Annotated in this window: 17 protein-coding genes; 12 read left to right on the top strand and 5 right to left on the bottom strand. The window is 55.7% G+C overall.

All coding sequences use genetic code 11. The annotated features are described in order from the left end of the window. The first annotated feature begins 3 nt into the window (after window positions 1-3). From ubiB to tatC, 6 genes are read left to right on the top strand one after another with little or no spacing between them, the layout of a single operon-like run. Window positions 4-1617, top strand: a complete 1614-nt coding sequence (gene ubiB, locus EYC82_RS13475) for a ubiquinone biosynthesis regulatory protein kinase UbiB (RefSeq protein ID WP_279250060.1) — start codon at window positions 4-6, stop codon at window positions 1615-1617. A gap of 53 nt (window positions 1618-1670) precedes the next feature. Further along, on the top strand, window positions 1671-2072 hold the full coding sequence (gene hisI, locus EYC82_RS13470; protein ID WP_279250059.1) for a phosphoribosyl-AMP cyclohydrolase: 402 nt from the start codon (window positions 1671-1673) through the stop codon (window positions 2070-2072). Further along, window positions 2069-2407, top strand: coding sequence for a phosphoribosyl-ATP diphosphatase (locus EYC82_RS13465; protein ID WP_279250058.1), 339 nt, complete (start codon window positions 2069-2071; stop codon window positions 2405-2407). The genes hisI and EYC82_RS13465 overlap by 4 nt, the downstream gene beginning before the upstream one ends. 28 nt (window positions 2408-2435) lie before the next feature. Beyond that, complete coding sequence (gene tatA / locus EYC82_RS13460) at window positions 2436-2657, top strand: twin-arginine translocase TatA/TatE family subunit (RefSeq protein WP_279250057.1); 222 nt, start codon at window positions 2436-2438, stop codon at window positions 2655-2657. A 7-nt stretch (window positions 2658-2664) separates the two neighbouring features. Continuing rightward, window positions 2665-2997: a Sec-independent protein translocase protein TatB gene (gene tatB / locus EYC82_RS13455; protein WP_279250056.1), complete on the top strand. Its 333-nt coding sequence runs from the start codon at window positions 2665-2667 to the stop codon at window positions 2995-2997. Further along, a complete protein-coding gene (tatC, locus tag EYC82_RS13450; RefSeq protein ID WP_279250055.1) occupies window positions 2994-3758 on the top strand; it encodes a twin-arginine translocase subunit TatC in 765 nt (254 codons plus the stop codon). The genes tatB and tatC overlap by 4 nt, the downstream gene beginning before the upstream one ends. Window positions 3759-3799: 41 nt before the next feature. Here the strand turns inward: tatC and EYC82_RS13445 are convergent, their stop codons facing one another. Further along, window positions 3800-4558 carry an SDR family NAD(P)-dependent oxidoreductase gene (locus tag EYC82_RS13445; protein ID WP_279250054.1) on the bottom strand — a complete coding sequence of 253 codons (759 nt, stop codon included), beginning with the start codon at window positions 4556-4558 and terminating at the stop codon, window positions 3800-3802. Window positions 4559-4743: 185 nt separating this feature from the next. Here EYC82_RS13445 and EYC82_RS13440 point away from each other — a divergent pair, with 185 nt between their 5' ends. Continuing rightward, window positions 4744-6561, top strand: a complete 1818-nt coding sequence (locus tag EYC82_RS13440) for an ABC transporter transmembrane domain-containing protein (protein WP_279250053.1) — start codon at window positions 4744-4746, stop codon at window positions 6559-6561. Here the strand turns inward: EYC82_RS13440 and EYC82_RS13435 are convergent. After that, window positions 6506-7435: a hemerythrin domain-containing protein gene (locus EYC82_RS13435; RefSeq protein ID WP_279250052.1), complete on the bottom strand. Its 930-nt coding sequence runs from the start codon at window positions 7433-7435 to the stop codon at window positions 6506-6508. The two genes, EYC82_RS13440 and EYC82_RS13435, sit on opposite strands and share 56 nt — an antisense overlap. A gap of 170 nt (window positions 7436-7605) precedes the next feature. Next, window positions 7606-8106, bottom strand: a complete 501-nt coding sequence (locus tag EYC82_RS13430) for an acyl-CoA thioesterase (RefSeq protein ID WP_279250051.1) — start codon at window positions 8104-8106, stop codon at window positions 7606-7608. Window positions 8107-8445: 339 nt separating this feature from the next. Here EYC82_RS13430 and EYC82_RS13425 point away from each other — a divergent pair, with 339 nt between their 5' ends. The 5 genes from EYC82_RS13425 (at window position 8446) to EYC82_RS13405 (ending at window position 15524) form a co-directional block, all read left to right on the top strand. Continuing rightward, window positions 8446-10107 (top strand): VRR-NUC domain-containing protein, encoded by a 1662-nt coding sequence (locus EYC82_RS13425; RefSeq protein ID WP_279250050.1) that lies wholly within the window; start codon window positions 8446-8448, stop codon window positions 10105-10107. Beyond that, a complete protein-coding gene (locus tag EYC82_RS13420; RefSeq protein ID WP_279250049.1) occupies window positions 10100-12391 on the top strand; it encodes an ATP-dependent DNA helicase in 2292 nt (763 codons plus the stop codon). The genes EYC82_RS13425 and EYC82_RS13420 overlap by 8 nt, the downstream gene beginning before the upstream one ends. 308 nt (window positions 12392-12699) lie before the next feature. Continuing rightward, entirely contained in the window at window positions 12700-13842 is a 1143-nt protein-coding gene (locus EYC82_RS13415; protein ID WP_279250048.1) for a Re/Si-specific NAD(P)(+) transhydrogenase subunit alpha, read from the top strand. Between the two features lie 2 nt (window positions 13843-13844). After that, window positions 13845-14165, top strand: a complete 321-nt coding sequence (locus EYC82_RS13410) for an NAD(P) transhydrogenase subunit alpha part 2 (RefSeq protein WP_279250047.1) — start codon at window positions 13845-13847, stop codon at window positions 14163-14165. A gap of 6 nt (window positions 14166-14171) precedes the next feature. Beyond that, window positions 14172-15524, top strand: coding sequence for an NAD(P)(+) transhydrogenase (Re/Si-specific) subunit beta (locus EYC82_RS13405; RefSeq protein WP_279250046.1), 1353 nt, complete (start codon window positions 14172-14174; stop codon window positions 15522-15524). Window positions 15525-15586: 62 nt separating this feature from the next. Here the strand turns inward: EYC82_RS13405 and epmA are convergent, their stop codons facing one another. Next, window positions 15587-16594, bottom strand: a complete 1008-nt coding sequence (epmA, locus tag EYC82_RS13400; RefSeq protein ID WP_279250045.1) for an EF-P lysine aminoacylase EpmA — start codon at window positions 16592-16594, stop codon at window positions 15587-15589. Continuing rightward, complete coding sequence (gene efp, locus EYC82_RS13395; RefSeq protein WP_279250044.1) at window positions 16539-17111, bottom strand: elongation factor P; 573 nt, start codon at window positions 17109-17111, stop codon at window positions 16539-16541. Before efp ends, epmA begins: the two co-directional genes overlap by 56 nt. Window positions 17112-17208: the final 97 nt, after the last annotated feature.

The raw sequence follows: 17208 nt of genomic DNA, 5'->3' as shown, positions 1-17208 counted from the left end.
ACCGTGTCTCGCGTCCTAAGACTTGCAAAGATTTTACGAACCGCGGGCCGGTACCGACTGGACGAATTCGTAGACGAGAGCAAGCTACCCCTGCCCGCGCGTCTGGCTCTGCGGCTCTCACCATGGCGTTACGGGAAGCCGCCAGCGGAATCGCGGGGTATTCGCCTGCGCCTCGCATTGGAAGAGCTGGGCACCGTTTTTATCAAGTTCGGCCAGGCTCTCTCGACTCGCCGCGATCTGTTACCCAGCGATATCGCCGACGAACTGGCCCGACTGCAGGACGATGTGCCCCCTTTCCCGGAGCAGCAGTCTGTCGCCATTATCGAAGAAGCCCTCGGCAAAACCGTGGGCGAACTTTTCGGGAGCTTTGACCCGGCGCCCATGGCATGTGCCTCGATCGCGCAGGTTCATAGCGCCACACTGCAAGGTGGCGAACAAGTTGTGGTAAAGGTAGTGCGCCCCGATATTGAGCCGATCATTCGTGAAGACATTGCATTGATGTTCACTCTGGCAAAGCTGGTTGAGCGGTATCATCCTGACGGCCACCGACTGCGGCCGGTAGAGGTTGTAGCAGACTACGAATTGGTCATCCTCGATGAACTGGATATGTCACGGGAGGCAGCTAATGCCAGCCAGCTGAGGCGCAACTTCGAAGATAAAAAACTGCTGTATGTCCCCGAGATATACTGGGACTACAGCTGCAGTAACGTGCTTACCATGGAGCGTATTTTCGGTATTCCGGTAACAGACATTGAGACGCTGCGCGCAAAAGGCACCGACCTTAAAATGCTCGGTGAGCGTGGTGTAGAGATTTTCTTCACCCAGGTATTCAACGACAGTTTTTTCCACGCCGATATGCATCCGGGCAATATTTTTGTGGATGCATCCGACCCTCAGGACCCTACTTATATTGGAGTGGATTGCGCCATCGTGGGGAGCCTGTCGGATGCCGACCAGTATTACCTGGGCCGAAACTTGCTAGCTATTTTCCGGCGAGACTATCGCGAGGTGGCCCAACTGCATGTGGAATGCGGCTGGGTTCCCCCGGATACCCGGGTGCAGGATTTTGAATCTGCCATGCGCGCTGTTTGCGAGCCCATTTTCGAGCGGCCTATCAGCGAGATTTCTTTTGGGCAATTGCTGATCTATCTGTTCCAGACCGCGAGCCGATTTGATATGGAAGTACAACCCTCGCTTGTGCTACTGCAAAAAACCCTGCTGAATATCGAAGGGCTTGGACGACAGCTTTATCCGGAGCTGAACCTTTGGGATACAGCCCAACCCTTTCTGGAGGATTGGGTCGAGCGTCGCTATTCGCCTCAGGCTGTATTGCAGCGGCTACAACATCACGCACCGTCCTGGATTGAGCAATTGCCCCAGCTGCCAGAGGCAGTGCTGGAATCACTGCAACAGACCCAACACAAGCCAACAGCCCTCGCAGAAAGCCCACCACGGCAAAAACGGCAGAGCAGCCAACCTCTGCTCGGTGTTATTCTGCTTGCGACCGCCGCGCTTACCGCTACACCCGATGGCTTACAGATTATCGCAGAGGCCCCCGCAGCATCATGGTTGCTAGCTCTCACAGGGATCTGGTTGCTGTTGCCCCGCCAGCGGTAAAGTGTGTCCCATCGCGCCTTATGGCATACTGCAGGATCTATAAGGTGTTGTTAATGACTGAATCCATCAAATTACTGCAAGGCATCAATTGGAACGAACAGGGGTTGGTTCCAGCTATCGCGCAGGACTGGCAGACCGGTGAAGTGTTAATGCTGGCGTGGATGAATGAGGAGGCTTTGGCTCTGACCATAGAAGAGGGCAGAGCCATATACTGGTCACGGTCGCGACAGGCGTTGTGGCGCAAAGGCGAGGAGTCCGGTCACGTACAATCGCTGAGAGAGCTGCGCATAGACTGCGACGCCGACACAGTCCTCATGAAAGTTGATCAGGTCGGCGGTATTGCGTGTCACACCGGAAGGCGGGCGTGTTTTTTCCAAAAGCTTGAGGAGAACGCCTGGCGGATTACGGACGAGATCCTGAAGGATCCCCGCGATATTTATGGCTCGAAGCCATGAGCGACGTATTGCAACAACTCGCAGAAATACTTAAAACTCGCAGGGAGGGTGATCCGCAAGAATCCTATGTCGCCAGCCTGCATGACAAAGGCCTGAACAAGATTCTCGAAAAAGTGGGCGAGGAGGCGACCGAAGTTATACTGGCCGCCAGAGACGTTGATCAGGGCGCAGACAGCAAGATTGTGGTCGGCGAAGTCGCCGACCTCTGGTTCCATACGCTGGTTATGCTGTCGCATCTGAACCTCGATGCATGCGCCGTCCTCGAGTGCCTTGAGGATCGTTTCGGAGTGTCCGGTATCGACGAAAAAGCGTCACGCGATGCAGGTAACAAATGATAATTCATTCAAGTAGCAGGAGAAGGCTATGGGTTTCGGAGGAATAAGTATTTGGCAGCTGCTAATCGTGCTGGCCATCGTGATCATGCTCTTTGGCACCAAACGCCTCCGCACACTGGGTAGCGACCTGGGCAGTGCGGTCAAAGGCTTTCGCAAGAGTATGTCAGACGATAGCGGGGCACCCGGTGCTACTGACGATAATAGCGGTGAGCAGGATGCGTCAGCGAATACTGTAAACCAGGACAAGTAAGCCCTGAATGTTCGACATCGGTTTCGCCGAGCTGCTCGTTATAGGTGTGGTCGCTCTGCTGGTCATTGGCCCGGAGCGCCTGCCTGAGACAGTTCGTACGGCTTCGCTTTGGCTGAACCGCATTCGCCGCGGCTTCAACGATATCAAGCGGGAAGTTCAACAGGAGTTACACAACGACTCCGTTATGCAAGAACTCCGCAAGACCGGTGACGAGCTAAAACAGGATGCTGCTGCAATTCAGCAAGACCTCAAAAAGACTGCGGAAATCGCTGAAAAGGAAGCGCCGCATATTGGTTCCAGCGGGACTGAAGATAATTCCATGGGACAGTCGAAGGAATGAACAAAACCGAGTCTAACGACCAGCCCATGCCACTGATCAGTCACCTGACCGAATTGCGCGACAAGTTGCTGCGCGCCATTCTGGCAATCCTGATCATATTTATTGGCATCTTTCCGTTTGCCAATGATATTTACCTCGTCGTTTCAGAGCCCCTGCGGGCGCTGCTACCACCCGGAGCGAGCATGATCGCGACAGAGGTGGCTTCACCTTTTTTTGCGCCATTTAAACTCGCTCTGATGTCGGCATTGTTTCTGGCCATGCCTTACGTTCTTTACCAGGTGTGGGGTTTTATTGCACCGGGCATGTACCGACATGAAAAACGCCTCGCCGTGCCGCTACTGGCATCCAGCGTAGTGCTTTTCTATGCCGGCGCAGCGTTTGCCTACTTTGTGGTTTTCCCGCTGATTTTCGCTTTTTTCACCAGTGTTGCGCCTGATGACATCACCATCATGACGGACATCAACAGCTACCTGAATTTCGTATTGAAGCTATTTTTCGCCTTCGGCCTGGCGTTTGAAATTCCGATAGCAGCGGTGCTGCTAATCTGGGCGGGGATCACCACACCCGAAACGCTGGCGGGGAAACGCCCCTATATTATCGTCGGCTGCTTTATTTTCGGTATGTTGCTCACACCGCCGGATATCATTTCACAATCGCTTTTGGCAATACCAATGTGGTTATTGTTCGAGGTGGGCGTGTACTTCGGTAAACTGACACAGCCGCGGTCATCAAGTACAGACGGCGAAAGCGATTCTGAATAGTTCTACCGGACAAAGGGCGGAGTGACGCCTCGGCAACGATATTAGCGCTTCGCCATCAAGCCACCATCAGCCACGAGCGTAATACCGGTAGTGAAGGATTCAGATGCCAGGTAGAAGACGGGGTTCAGTATTTCCTCAGTTTCTGCCACCCGCGGAATCAGGGCCGCGGCCACCATACCTTCACCATAACCCGGGATGGTCTCGATAGCCCCATCGGTCAAATCTGAGTGATAACTGCCCGGCGCCAGCGCGTTAACCCGTATGTTCCAATCAGCCCATTCCTGCGCCATTACCTCTGTCAGTGCTTTTAAACCTGCCTTGGTTGCGGCATACACGCCCGAGTAGGCCGGCGTGGACAGGGCGGCCACAGACAAAACATTAATCACACAACCGCCGCCCTGCTCGCCCATGCGCGGCGCAAGACGAGAAGCCAGATACCAGGGCCCCTTCAGGTTAACATCCAACATCTTGTCGAAGGCCTCCGGAGAAATATCCGACAGCGCACCAAAAGCAACATTGGTGCCGGCGTTGTTCACAAGGATATCGACCCGACCGAAACGCGCGTAAGCTGCTTCTATGAGCTCATCAATATCAGATAGATTTCCCATATGAGCCGACCGAGCGAGCGCTTCCCCCCCCAGCCCTTCAATCTGGCGTACTACGTTTTCGCACGACGCTATCTTGCGGCTTGCGACCACCACGCGAGCGCCCTCTGCAGCAAAGCCCAGCGACATCGCCCGACCCAAGCCCCTGCTGCCGCCAGTTACGATCACAACTTTGTCATTGAATTTTCCAGCCATGCGCTTTTCTCCACTTTCAGGGTGAAGGTTGTGACACCCTGACGTTTGATTTGGTCGGATTAGGAATTACACTACCAGAACAACGCCACATCTCTATGGATTTACCCTATGAAGCCCGAGACGGTCAATTTTTTTGAGCCGACTGGTATCTTTCACACCAGCTATTCACGCGCGATGAACACCTGATGCCGCCCCGTGCGAAAGAAGGTCTGCGCTCTTTGGCCCCCGTACTGGGGCTGCTGGTCAACTACAAACGCCGTGTTATCGGGGCGAGTATGGCGTTGCTGTTTACAGCAGCGGCGACATTATCAATGGGGCTTGGCGTACAGGTCCTCATAGACGAGGGCTTTGGGGGCGGCTCTAACGACAGCCTCAAGGGCGCCATTGCTCTCTTTTTCGTGATTGCTGCCGCCATGGCCTTTGGTACCTTTATCCGCTTCTATCTCGTTTCCTGGCTGGGTGAAAGGGTGAGTGCCGATATACGTAAACAAGTGTTCGACAATATTGTGCGGCTCCACCCGGGATTTTTTGAAACCAACCGCAGTTTGGAAATCATGTCGCGCATTACAACCGACACGACCTTGCTGCAAACTATCATAGGCTCATCCTTTAGTATGGCGCTGCGCTCGGGTCTGACCACCACAGGCGCCTTGGTCATGATGTTTATCACAAACCTGAAGCTAAGCATGATTATCGCGCTGGGCGTACCGCTGGTGCTGTTGCCCATTCTGGTGTTCGGGCGGCGAGTCAGGAGACTATCCAACCAGAGCCAGGACAGCATCGCGAGTGTCGGCAGCTACGCAGGAGAGGTCATACAAAATATTCGTGTGGTACAAAGTTATACCCGTGAAGCATTTGAGTCTGACGCTTTCAATCATGAGGTGGAACGCGCCTTTAGCATAGCGCAGAGACGAATATGGCAACGCTCTATGCTTGTTTGTGGTGCCATATTGTTACTGTTTGCCGGCATGTCCGGCATGTTGTGGGAGGGGGGGCAGGACGTCATCACCGGGCAAATGAGCGGTGGCGAACTCGGAGCCTTCGTGTTCTACGCCATCATGGTTGGCACGGGCGTCACCACAATCTCAGAGGTTTGGGGTGACCTGCAACGTGCAGCCGGCGCTGCCGAGAGGCTGGTTGAGCTCATCCATACAGAGAGTCTGATAAATGATCCTGAGGGGGACGTAACCGCGACCAGTAGCGAGCAACCAGAGCTGCGAATAGACCGGGTGACGTTCTGCTATCCCACTCGCCCGGAGCAGGCCGCGCTGGAGAATTTCAGTTTGAGTATAGAGGCGGGCAAAAGTCTCGCCCTCGTCGGGCCCTCAGGCGCGGGGAAATCCACGGTTTTCGAGTTGCTGTTGCGCTTCTACGACCCCGGGATAGGGCGCATACTGCTGGATGGTCAGGACATCAGAGATTTCAGCTTACAGCAGCTTCGAGAAAACGTCGCGCTGGTGCCGCAGCAGCCGGCGCTCTTCACCGGGGACGTCCGCTACAACATCGCCTACGGAAACCCCGACGCATCAGACGACGAAATACAGGCTGCGGCACGTGCTGCGCATGCCCACGACTTTATCACCGCACTACCCGACGGCTACCAGAGCCATCTCGGAGAAATGGGTGTGCGCCTGTCCGGTGGCCAGCGCCAACGCATCGCCCTCGCGCGTGCCATTCTCAACGATCCAAAGATTTTACTGCTGGATGAAGCTACCAGCGCGCTGGATACGGAGAGTGAATATCAGGTGCAGCTCGCACTGCAGGAGCTGATGCAGAACCGCACCACGGTGATTATCGCCCACCGCCTGTCTACCATACTCCACGCAGACAAAATTGCCGTGCTTGACGTTGGGCAACTGGTCGCCACCGGCAGCCACTCGCAGCTGCTGGAGGAGTGCACGCTCTATGCAAGGCTTGCCAACCTCCAGTTTCGAGAGCCCGGACTCACTAACGGCGAGCTTCCCGGCTCAGCAGACGCATCCGGTCCTTACGTGCCTGGTTGACACGCGACAGGTCATCAAGTGTCTCGAGGGAGATTTCAGCGATGTCTCCAAGCAGACGAAAAGTTAGCCGCGTGTTGTTAGCGGCACAGCGCACCGGAGCAGACAAGGGCGCTTTCCGGAAGTAACCAAAAGCGTCATTCAATGCGTCTCGCATGTGGGTCTCTGCGGTGCTACGGGCCGAATCATAGGCAATAGACACCACCTCAAAAGACTCCATAAATGCATCCAGGCCGATCCACTCTACCATGGTGCCGCGTTCTACTGACCGGCGCACACCTCTGCGTAATTTACGCGCCATATTGCGAAACTCTCTTTGTACTTGCGGCCCGAATACGGAATCTGAAACACCTTGCAACTGGTCATCTTCGGACAGTTCGAACCAGTCGCGCGGGGTCAGAGTTGCCTCCACTTTTGGAAAAATCAATTTTTCCTCGACATTCATATGCTCATAAATATGACTGATATACTCGCGACCGCGCGTTACCACCTCCGACCCAGCGGCCTCTCCCAAGCGCCAGTTTTCGATCAGCTTTAGCAGTTGCCGCCCAACCTGTGCCGTGTTGTCATGGTCGCGCTGCAGCGTGTCCACATCACCCAGAGCACCGGGATCAATCTCCGCAACACGGGCATAGATCAAGTCCTCGCGAGGGTGATGAAAACGGTCGGGCCAGGTGACCATATAATCCATGACCTCATAGACAACGTGCGTATCAACCACCTCACCGCATTCGATTGCACCCAGCTGCTCCTTAAACACCTGCATGACCATGGACATATGCGCATGCTCCGCGTGCAGCGTTTTCATCAGCGGCTGAGATGACCTGCCGGGAGGGGCGTTTTGGTTATCGTCCTCGGCCATTACTCTCTCACCCATGTATGCCTTCCTGAAAGCTTCTTCTCTCTAGTTGCTTTAGCCTTTGCAACCGCCCAGTCTTGAGCCTGAATGCAAGGATCTGATACGTCGCCTAATACTATAACAGAGACCTCTGAAGCACTTTTACCGCAAGCCACAGGCGAGGAGAAATTAGACTCGTCCGCGATGCTCTATCCTGCCGAGCCTGAAACATCTGTCGCGTCATCCGGTGCAACCGCTCCGCCGAGGACAGCCGGACCATAACCCTCGATAAACTCAGTCGGCATGCGGCGGGGCTTGCCACTGGATATCTCGATGCAAGCGAAATTCATCCGAGCCCGCAGCAGGGTGGCGCCGTCCGCCGGGCGGATCACCTGAAAGGCGCGACGCATGGTAATTCTCTCGTCCCATTCGGTTATCCAGGTGGCCAGCAGCACCTCTTCGCCCTCCCGGGAGGACTGCAGGTAATCAAATTCGCTGCGAATAATCACCATCGCCCTGTCCAATGCCCGATACCGCTCCAGATCGAGGCCAAGTGAGACTGAATGCGCCCAGGCAACTTTTTGACACCAGTCGACATAGACACCGTTATTGGTGTGATAGAGGCCGTCGATATCTTGCGGCTGTACCTGCATATTGAGTGTGTAGGGATCGCGAAAATCGAAAGGCCCCTTCACTGCTTCCTCATTCATCGCGCTTTTCTCCGCGTAACCACTTATGCGCCCTCATTCGGTTTGAGGGTAAGCTATGAAACCCCATACTGTCGTCGGTCACTGCGAGCGTCGGCATCCGTGGCGCCGCGCATCGTTTCGCAATAAACGCTCTGTATTTCTCTTTCGCAACGCGCCATTCTAGCCTCGGCACCTACTGCTGGCTACGCCTGCTGAGAGTTACGCCGGCCCAAATCAATCCGTATACCTGCCTGAAAAGACGGCATAGGACCCTGACACAGGTCTGACAATCTGCAGTAGTTCGCGTAGCATCCGCTGCAGGGGCGACTTAATCCACCCTGTGAACACAGATGACCGACGATGAAGCAAACAGTCGAACTGGCGGCACACTACTACCTCGATAATTTTTTAAGGCTGTGCAGAACGGTCGAAGCGCGCTATGGCGATCTTCTCACTGGTGACGAACAGGCCGTGCTGGAGTGCTTTTATACACTCTCTTTTGGAAGTCAGTGTCTTTATACCCGTTTAATCTCGCGCACGGGCCCGTGGTTTCGCGAGAGCAAGCTTCAATACAGCGAGATAGGTTCGCTCGGCGCGCCCATCGACGAGCTGCTTGAGAGCAACATGGCCATGCTGGCCGAGGAACTTGATCCCGAAGAGCTGAGTGCACTTTTCACACGCGCGGAGTTGCAAAGCGCCTTCGCAGCACAATTGCCTAACGATAAATACGGCAGCAAAGCTGAGCTGATAGCCGCTATTGAAGCGCTTGACCTAACACCCGCTGCGTCGCAAAAAAACCTCGCCAGAAGCGAGCCCGGCCGCATACTCACTCCCCTGCATTTTGAATTCATTGAATTGCTGCAGTTGCTGTTTTTTGGCAACCGCCATCAGAGCCTCACCGAGTTTGTGCTCGCGGATATTGGCATCACGCGATACTTTCCCTACTCCCTGAATCGCAAGGAAAGGCTGTTCAAAAATCGTGCGGCAGTCGAAGAGTATCAGCTATGCGCAGTATTCGCCGACGAGCACTACGATGCGCTAGCGGTGGAAGACTGGGATGCACTGCCCCGGTTAGGCCGCAGACTGGCCAAGCTTGATGTACAACACAGTTCCAGCCTGCGACGCTACCATAGTCTGTGTAATCGACTGGCGAGAGATCTGGAACGCATGGAGGAGTTCGGCGTTGCGCTCTCTCTTTATCGGCACAGTGAGCGTCATCCGGCACGCGAGCGGCAGGCGCGCATTCTGGAGAAACGCGGCGACTGGAGAAAAGCGAAAGGCCTATGCCTGCAGATTATTGAAGCGCCCTGGTGTGAGGCGGAGCAAGAGGCCGCGGGTCGCATCCTGCCGCGGATAGAACGCAAGCTCGGGGGCAGTGCTACAACGCGTCGACGGGATCAGTTCAACACTTGCGCCCTGTCGATACCAAGGGGCGACAGCTCAGTGGAGAGACTGGCTGCGCAATCACTTTCACAGAACTGGCATACAGTGCATTACGTAGAAAATCGGTTGATGAATATGCTGTTTGGCCTCGCGTTCTGGGAAGAAATTTTTATGCCCCTGCCGGGGGTGTTTCATCACCCCTATCAGGGAGGGCCTGCAGATATCTTTGAGCAGGGTTTTCGCGAACGGCGTGCGGCCGCGATTGAGGCGAGGGTCGACATATTGCTCAACGGCAGTCTGTCCGATTTACTGCCGCAGGCTTACCGCCGCTACCAGTCCAATTTTTGTCACTGGACGGACTGGCGACATATCGATGAGCAAATGGTAAGAGACAGCTGCCAACTCATTCCCAATGCGCACTTGGTGGCCATTTTCGAACGCCTCCTGTTTGACCCCCGGGAGAATCGCAGCGGCTTCCCTGACCTGATCGCATTGGGCAAGCAGCCCGGCGATTATCGCCTGATTGAAGTAAAGGGCCCCGGGGATGCTCTGCAAGACGGGCAGAAGCGCTGGTTGCGCTACTTTGACCGACTAGGCATACCGGCAGAGGTTCTCTGGGTGAACTGGGCTGATGACTGAGTTCTCCGTGAGCGTCACCGATCTCGCCCGCTTCTGTCATCGACACGGCGATATCGATCAGCGCTTCAATCCGTCCCCGAGTGGTCCAGAGGGGATCGCCGGACACCAGCGCCTGTACAGCCGCCGCCCTGAAAGTTATCGCCGGGAGTATCCGGTCGAGTCCCGATACGAGCTGGACGGCATCACACTGCATTTGAAAGGCCGCGCAGATGGCTACGACGCTGAGGCAGGACTGGTAGAAGAAATCAAGACCTGCCGTGTAGAGCCAGACAGTATCCCGCCTGCCATCGCGAAACTGCACTTGTCGCAAGGTCTTATCTATGCCGCCCTGATTGCCGATAAAGAAAACCTGTCCACACTGCGCGTGAGAGTCACGTGGCTGAATATCGATAACGAGGAAGAGCACTATCGGGAAGAAATCTATCCAGCTGCTGCCCTGCGCGCTTTCCTGCAGGATACCCTTTCCCGCTTTGCCAGCTGGCTGCAGCTTATTTCCATACTGCGAAAACAGCGTGACGCCAGCCTTGCGACACTGGCGTTTCCCTACGGGGAATTTCGTGCCGGACAACGCGACATCGCGGAGACCACCTATAGATGTATCGCTGGTGGCCGCCACCTCCTGATGGAGGCACCTACCGGCATTGGCAAGACGGCCGCAGTTCTTTTCCCCGCGCTAAAGGCGCTGATGACAGGCAAGCATGAGCGTATCGCCTTCGTTACTGCTAAAACGATTGGTCGACGCAGCGCAGAGCAAACCCTTGCACATTTTCGCGCTGCCGGTTACCGCGGCACAGCCCTGAGTCTGTCCGCAAAGGAAGCGGTCTGCCTGTCACCCGGCAAGGCCTGCCATGGAGAAGATTGCCCGTACGCAAAGGGTTACTACGAAAAACTGCCAAACGCACTGCATGCCGCCATGAAAGAGCCCGCGTTAACGAGGGTCCATCTGGAATCACTCGCCCGGCAGTTTGAGGTATGTCCCTATGAGCTGGCGGGTGATCTGCTGCCGTGGGTAGATACGGTGATCGGCGATCAGCATTATGTTTATAGTCTTTATGGCGCACTGGGGAGCCTGATGAGTACCAGCGGCGCACGCTGGAGCGTGCTGCTGGACGAGGCCCACAACCTCCCTGGTCGGGCGCGAAAAATGTACAGCGCCCGTTTGTCCAAGAACGCACTGATGCGCGCGAGACGGGAGGCTCCTGCCCGCATCGTTCCCGCCCTGGAGCGAGTCAATCGCAAACTGCTTGCTCTGCAGAAACAAGACTGGCAATCCGAACACTATCATTCAGAACATACTCTGCCACAGAAGCTGCTAGGTGGCCTTATCGATTTTACCGCTGAAGTATCCGCAGACTGTGCCACACATCCTGAGCTTCTGTCACAGCACCCGGTGCTCGCTGAGTTCTACTTCGATAGCCTGCATTTTATTCGAGTGGCGCAGCAGTGGGGGGACGAATATCGCTGTGTTTATACACGTGACACAGAACCGCAGAGCCTGTTGGTGGTACTAAATTGCCTCGATCCTGCCAGACTGCTGGCCGAGCGACAGGCTCGCGCCTACTCGGTAACCGCCTTCTCCGCCACCTTATCTCCGCCAGAGTGGACGCGTGAGCGCCTGGGTCTGGACAGTCATACTGTCTTCCACCGAGCCACCTCTCCATTTGCCACAGAGCAACTGGCCGTCTGGCTGGTCACCGATCTGGATACCCGCTACCGACACCGCGAGGACACCCTGCAGCGGCTGGCGAGTCTACTAAGAGAATGGCTGGAAGCCATGCCCGGCAATGGGATCGTCTACTTCCCCTCGTACCGTTACATGCACAGTTGCCTGCGCCTGCTCGATGACCTCGAACCGCGTCGCACACTTTGGGTGCAGGCGCCTCAAGAGGGAGAAGAAAGACGGGCGGAGCTGCTGAGCCTGTTGCAGGAAAAACGGGACATAGTCGCGTTCTGTATTCTGGGGGGCATATTCAGCGAGGGCATTGACCTGCCCGGAGATGCCCTCGCCAGCGTAGCCGTGGTGGGTGTCGGCATGCCCCAGGTCAACCAGGATACCCGTGAATTGCAAGAGTGGTACGAACAGCGCACCGGCGCTGGCTTTCAGTACACTTTTATTTATCCCGGCCTGCAGAAGGTCGACCAGGCGCTGGGACGCGTGGTGAGAAGCGCCCGAGACAAGGGGAATGCCCTGCTGATCGACACCCGCTATCGTCAACCCCCGTACCGCCAGCTTCTGCCGCCGTGGTGGACCTATCGGCAGTGGCCGCCACAGCGCCCGCAATGACCTTTCGGGTCTCACTTTTCTAGTGTACTGGCTTCGTCTCTACCCAAAAATCCCCTAAATTGTGCGTTCTGCGCCCCTCCGACGGGCTGGATAGCCGCCTCAGGGCGGTGTGCGGCTGCGGGAGTCAATGTACGCCATTGTTTTACCGAGGGGACGCCTGTGCTAATCTCGGCGCCTGCTCTGCAATCGCGGGTGCGAAAACACACCAGCGTAGCGCTGATCCGGAGGCCGCAGAGCCAGAAAGGTGACTAACCGACCCAGGTTCAGCCGACACCAAACATAACACTGGTTCAGGGAGAACCTAACGCATGCGCATCGCAATTCCCAAAGAAACTCACACAGGGGAGAACCGTATACCCCTCACCCCGAGCGATACCAAGAAGCTGGTACGCGCCGGCGCAGAGGTCGTGGTGGAGGCAGGCATGGGGGCCGCTTCCGGCTTCGTCGATCACGAATACATCGAGGCTGGCGCCACGCTCTCGAGCAATCGAGACGAGCTATTAGGCAGTGCCGATATCGTACTGCGACTGCGCAAACCCGAGCTCGAAGATATCCATAAAATTAAAAAGGGCGCTATTCATATCAGTTATCTGGACCCATTCAACGAACACGAGTTGGTCCGCGCGTTCAAAGAGGCCGGCATCACCGCCATCAGCATGGAAATGATTCCCCGCACCACTCGCAGCCAGAAAATGGATGCGCTGAGCTCCCAGGCCAACCTCGCGGGTTACGTTATGGTGATTCAGGCTGCCGCTCATTTGCCGCGAATCTTTCCGATGATGATGACACCCGCAGGCACGTTAAAGCCCGCCAACGTATTCGTTATCGGCGCCGGAGTTGCCGGATTACAGGCCATTGCCACAGCGAAGCGTCTTGGCGCCAAGGTCACCGCCTTTGATACGCGGCCCGTTGTGGCAGAACAAGTACAATCCCTGGGTGGTAAATTTCTCGAAATTGATCTGGGAGAGACCGGCGAAACCGCTGATGGCTATGCCAAGGAGTTAACGCCCGAGCAGGTTGAGAAACAGCGTCAGGCGCAAAAAGAGGTCATCGCCAAATCCGATGTCCTCATCACTACTGCACAAGTATTTGGCCGTAAACCTCCCGTGCTAGTCACGAAAGACATGGTCGACGGCATGGCGCCCGGCTCCGTTATCGTTGATATGGCAGCGGAGACCGGGGGCAACGTGGAAGGCTCGGTGCCCAACGAGACTGTGCATGTTGGTGGCGTTACTATTATCGGGATGGGCAACCTGGCTGGAGAAGTGGCGAGAGATGCCAGCCAGATGTACTCCTCCAATCTATACAGTCTTGTCGATGACAGTTGGGACGAGGAAACGAAAGCCTTCGTGATCGACTTCGAACACGACATCCTGCCTGGCTGCATTATTACCCACGGTGGTGAAATCACCAACGAGACCATCAAGAACGTTATTGAAGGGGAGGCATAGTAATGATTGTCGAAATTATTGAAGCAAGTTCGCCGGTGCCAATAGAGGTTTTTCTGACTTTCATTCTGATGCTCTCGATTTTTTTGGGCTTTGAGCTGATCAACAAAGTGCCTGCTACCCTGCACACGCCCCTCATGTCGGGTGCTAACGCGATCTCCGGTATCACCCTGGTCGGTGCCGTCAGTCTGGTCAGCAACACCGGCGACCCCGACCTGTCCAAGTGGCTGGCAGTGGGCGCCGTGGCACTCGCGTCCATCAATGTGGTGGGTGGCTACCTGGTAACCGACCGCATGCTCGCCATGTTCAAGAAAAAGGAGAGCTAAGGCACCATGGATAACTTCATTCAATTCGCTTACGTTGCCGCAGCCATACTGTTTATTTTTGGGCTGAAGCAACTGGGCTCACCCGCCACCGCGCGCCGGGGCAACCTGATTTCATCGCTGGGCATGCTGGTAGCGGTTGTTGCGGCACTCCTCAGCCAAGGTATTGATTACACTTGGATTCTGATCGGCGTAGCCATTGGCGGCTCGATCGGCGCCGCTGCTGCACGTCTGGTGCAGATGACCTCAATGCCGGAAATGGTGGCCCTGTTCAACGGGTTCGGCGGCATGGCCAGCCTGCTGGTGGGCGCCGCTGCACTCGCGCCAGACTCGGACACATTTACTCTGGTGACCATTGTCCTGTCTATCCTGATCGGCGGTCTTACCTTCACCGGCTCACTGGTTGCCTACGGCAAGCTCAGCGAAAAAATCTCTTCGGCACCGCTGTTGTTTAGTGCCCAGCAACTCGTCAACGGTGCGATCGTAGCCAGCATTCTAGGCAGCGCCGTTATGTTCTGCATGAACCCCGACAACAGTATGTGGCTACTCCTGGTCATTGGACTGTCACTGGTGTTCGGCGTGATGGCGGTAATCCCTATTGGCGGCGCGGACATGCCCGTCGTGATCTCCCTGCTAAACTCCTACTCGGGCCTCGCTGCCTGTGCCGCGGGATTCGCGGTGGACAATAATATTCTCATCGTGGCTGGTTCTTTGGTGGGCTCAGCCGGCATTATTCTGACTCAAATAATGTGCAAGGCGATGAACCGCTCCCTGAGCAATGTACTGTTCTCGGGATTCGGTTCCGGCAAAACGGAAACCACCAAAGTGGAGGGCGAGATCAAGCCCATCTCCGTTGAAGATGCGTTCTACGTGCTGGAAGCCGCCAGCAATGTTGCTATTGTGCCTGGCTATGGCATGGCCGTCGCTCAGGCTCAGCACGTGGTAAAAGAGCTGACCGAGATGATGGAGAAAAATGGCGCGGAAGTGAGCTTTGGCATTCACCCGGTAGCAGGACGCATGCCCGGCCATATGAACGTACTGCTGGCAGAAGCGGACGTACCCTACGACCAGCTGCTGGAAATGGACGAGATTAACCCTCGTATGGAAACCGTTGACGTGGCGATCGTTATCGGCGCCAACGATGTAGTTAACCCGGCAGCGCGGGAAATAGAGTCTTCGCCCATCTATGGTATGCCGGTAATTAACGTGGACAGCGCGCGCACAGTGTTTGTGCTGAAGCGCTCCATGGCATCAGGATTTGCCGGTATCGAAAACCCGCTATTCTACAAGGAAAATACCCGCATGCTGTTTGGTGACGCCAAAGAATCTATCGGTGGGCTGGTGCGCGAATTCAGTGGTTGATTAGTCTTTTGTTGAATCGAGAATGCCGGCCTTGCGCCGGCTTTTTTATGGGCTGGCAAAGCCTAGGCTCGTTCCCAGTCAAACGCCAATACATCGCGGATCTCGCGGGCACCCACAATCAGCATCATAAGGCGATCGATACCCAGTGCTACCCCGCTACTGGCGGGCATGCCATGTTCCAGTGCCGCAAGCAGATGCTCGTCGACTGGACGATCTGGCAGCCCTTGTTCTGAGCAACGCACATTATCGGCCTCAAAACGGCGACGCTGCTCCGCCGCATCCGCCAGTTCCCAATAGCCATTGGCCAATTCGAGACCGTCGACGTATAACTCAAAGCGCCTGCCAACAGCCACACCGTCCTCCGTCTCGATACGGGCCAGCGCAGCCTGAGACGCCGGATAATCGTAGACAAAACAAAAGGTTTCTCGACCTAAATTGGGCTCCAGCACGTGGCTCATCAGCAGGTCCAGCCAGCAATCTTTATCTCCTGACAGGTCGCCTGGATCCAGGTGTTTATGGGCCAGTGCCTTCAGTTCGTTAGCGCTTGCGGTAAAAGGATCTGTGTCGAGTTGCTCGAGAAACAGGCTGCGATAAGTGATTTTTCTAACCGGCCTTTGTGGCAGGCAGGAAGTCAGCAGCTGTGTTACCTCATCCATAAGCCTGTGGTAGTCGAAGCCGGGGCGGTACCACTCGAGCAATGTGAACTCTGGATTGTGGCGTGAGCCCTGCTCACCTTGCCGAAACGCCTTGCTCACCTGAAAAACAGGTTCACCGAAAGCAGCCAGCAGCCGCTTCATCGCATACTCCGGGGAAGTTTGCAGAAAGCGCATCGCTGTCGGTGTGACGACCGTGTAGGGCTCTATTGACGGATCGGTTATCCCGGCGCTACAGAGCAGCGGCGTCTCGACCTCTAGCACATCGCGTGCAAGAAAGAATTCCCTGAGGTTTGACAGAAGTTGCGCTCGTTTCCGCAGGACTGGCAAGCTCGCGGTCGGACGCCACTGCATCGTATGGTTAAGGCTTGTTAGCGCGGTTCTGATATTCGCCCGTGCGGGTATCGACTCTGACATACTCACCCTCACTCAGAAACAGGGGCACCTTCACAGTTGCACCTGTACTCAGCTTTGCAGGTTTAGTGCCACCAGTAGCCGTGTCACCCTTCAGGCCCGGGTCAGTCTCAACGATTTCCAGTTCAACAAAGTTGGGTGGCGCAATACTCAGGGGATTGCCATTGTATAGCGTCACCTCACACCTTTCCTGTTCCTTCAACCACAAGTGGCTTTCACCAACAGCTGCGGCATCTGCCTGGAACTGCTCGAAGGTCTCAGGCTCCATGAAAAACCAGAACTCGCCGTCAGTGTAGAGGTACTCCATGGTGCGATCGATAACGTCCGCCCCCTCCAGCGTCTCACCAGACTTGAAGGTTCTATCCCAGACACGACCTGTCTTGAGGTTGCGCATTCTTACGCGGTTGAAGGCTTGTCCCTTCCCCGGTTTCACAAATTCATTCTCCAAAATACTGCAGGGGTCACCGTCGAGCATGACCTTCAAGCCGGACCGGAATTCATTTGTGGAGTGGTTCGCCATGGGAATCGCCTATGTACGTTGTGCGGTGGGCGCCATAATACCTCACGAGACGATGCATTGGCAGGTGTCGGGTGGCGACACCACTGCATATTGGGCT

This window comes from Candidatus Marimicrobium litorale (assembly GCF_026262645.1).
Lineage (GTDB): Bacteria > Pseudomonadota > Gammaproteobacteria > Pseudomonadales > Halieaceae > Marimicrobium > Marimicrobium litorale.
Note: the sequence above shows the minus strand (reverse complement) of the source record. Positions and strands in the feature narration are given on the sequence as shown.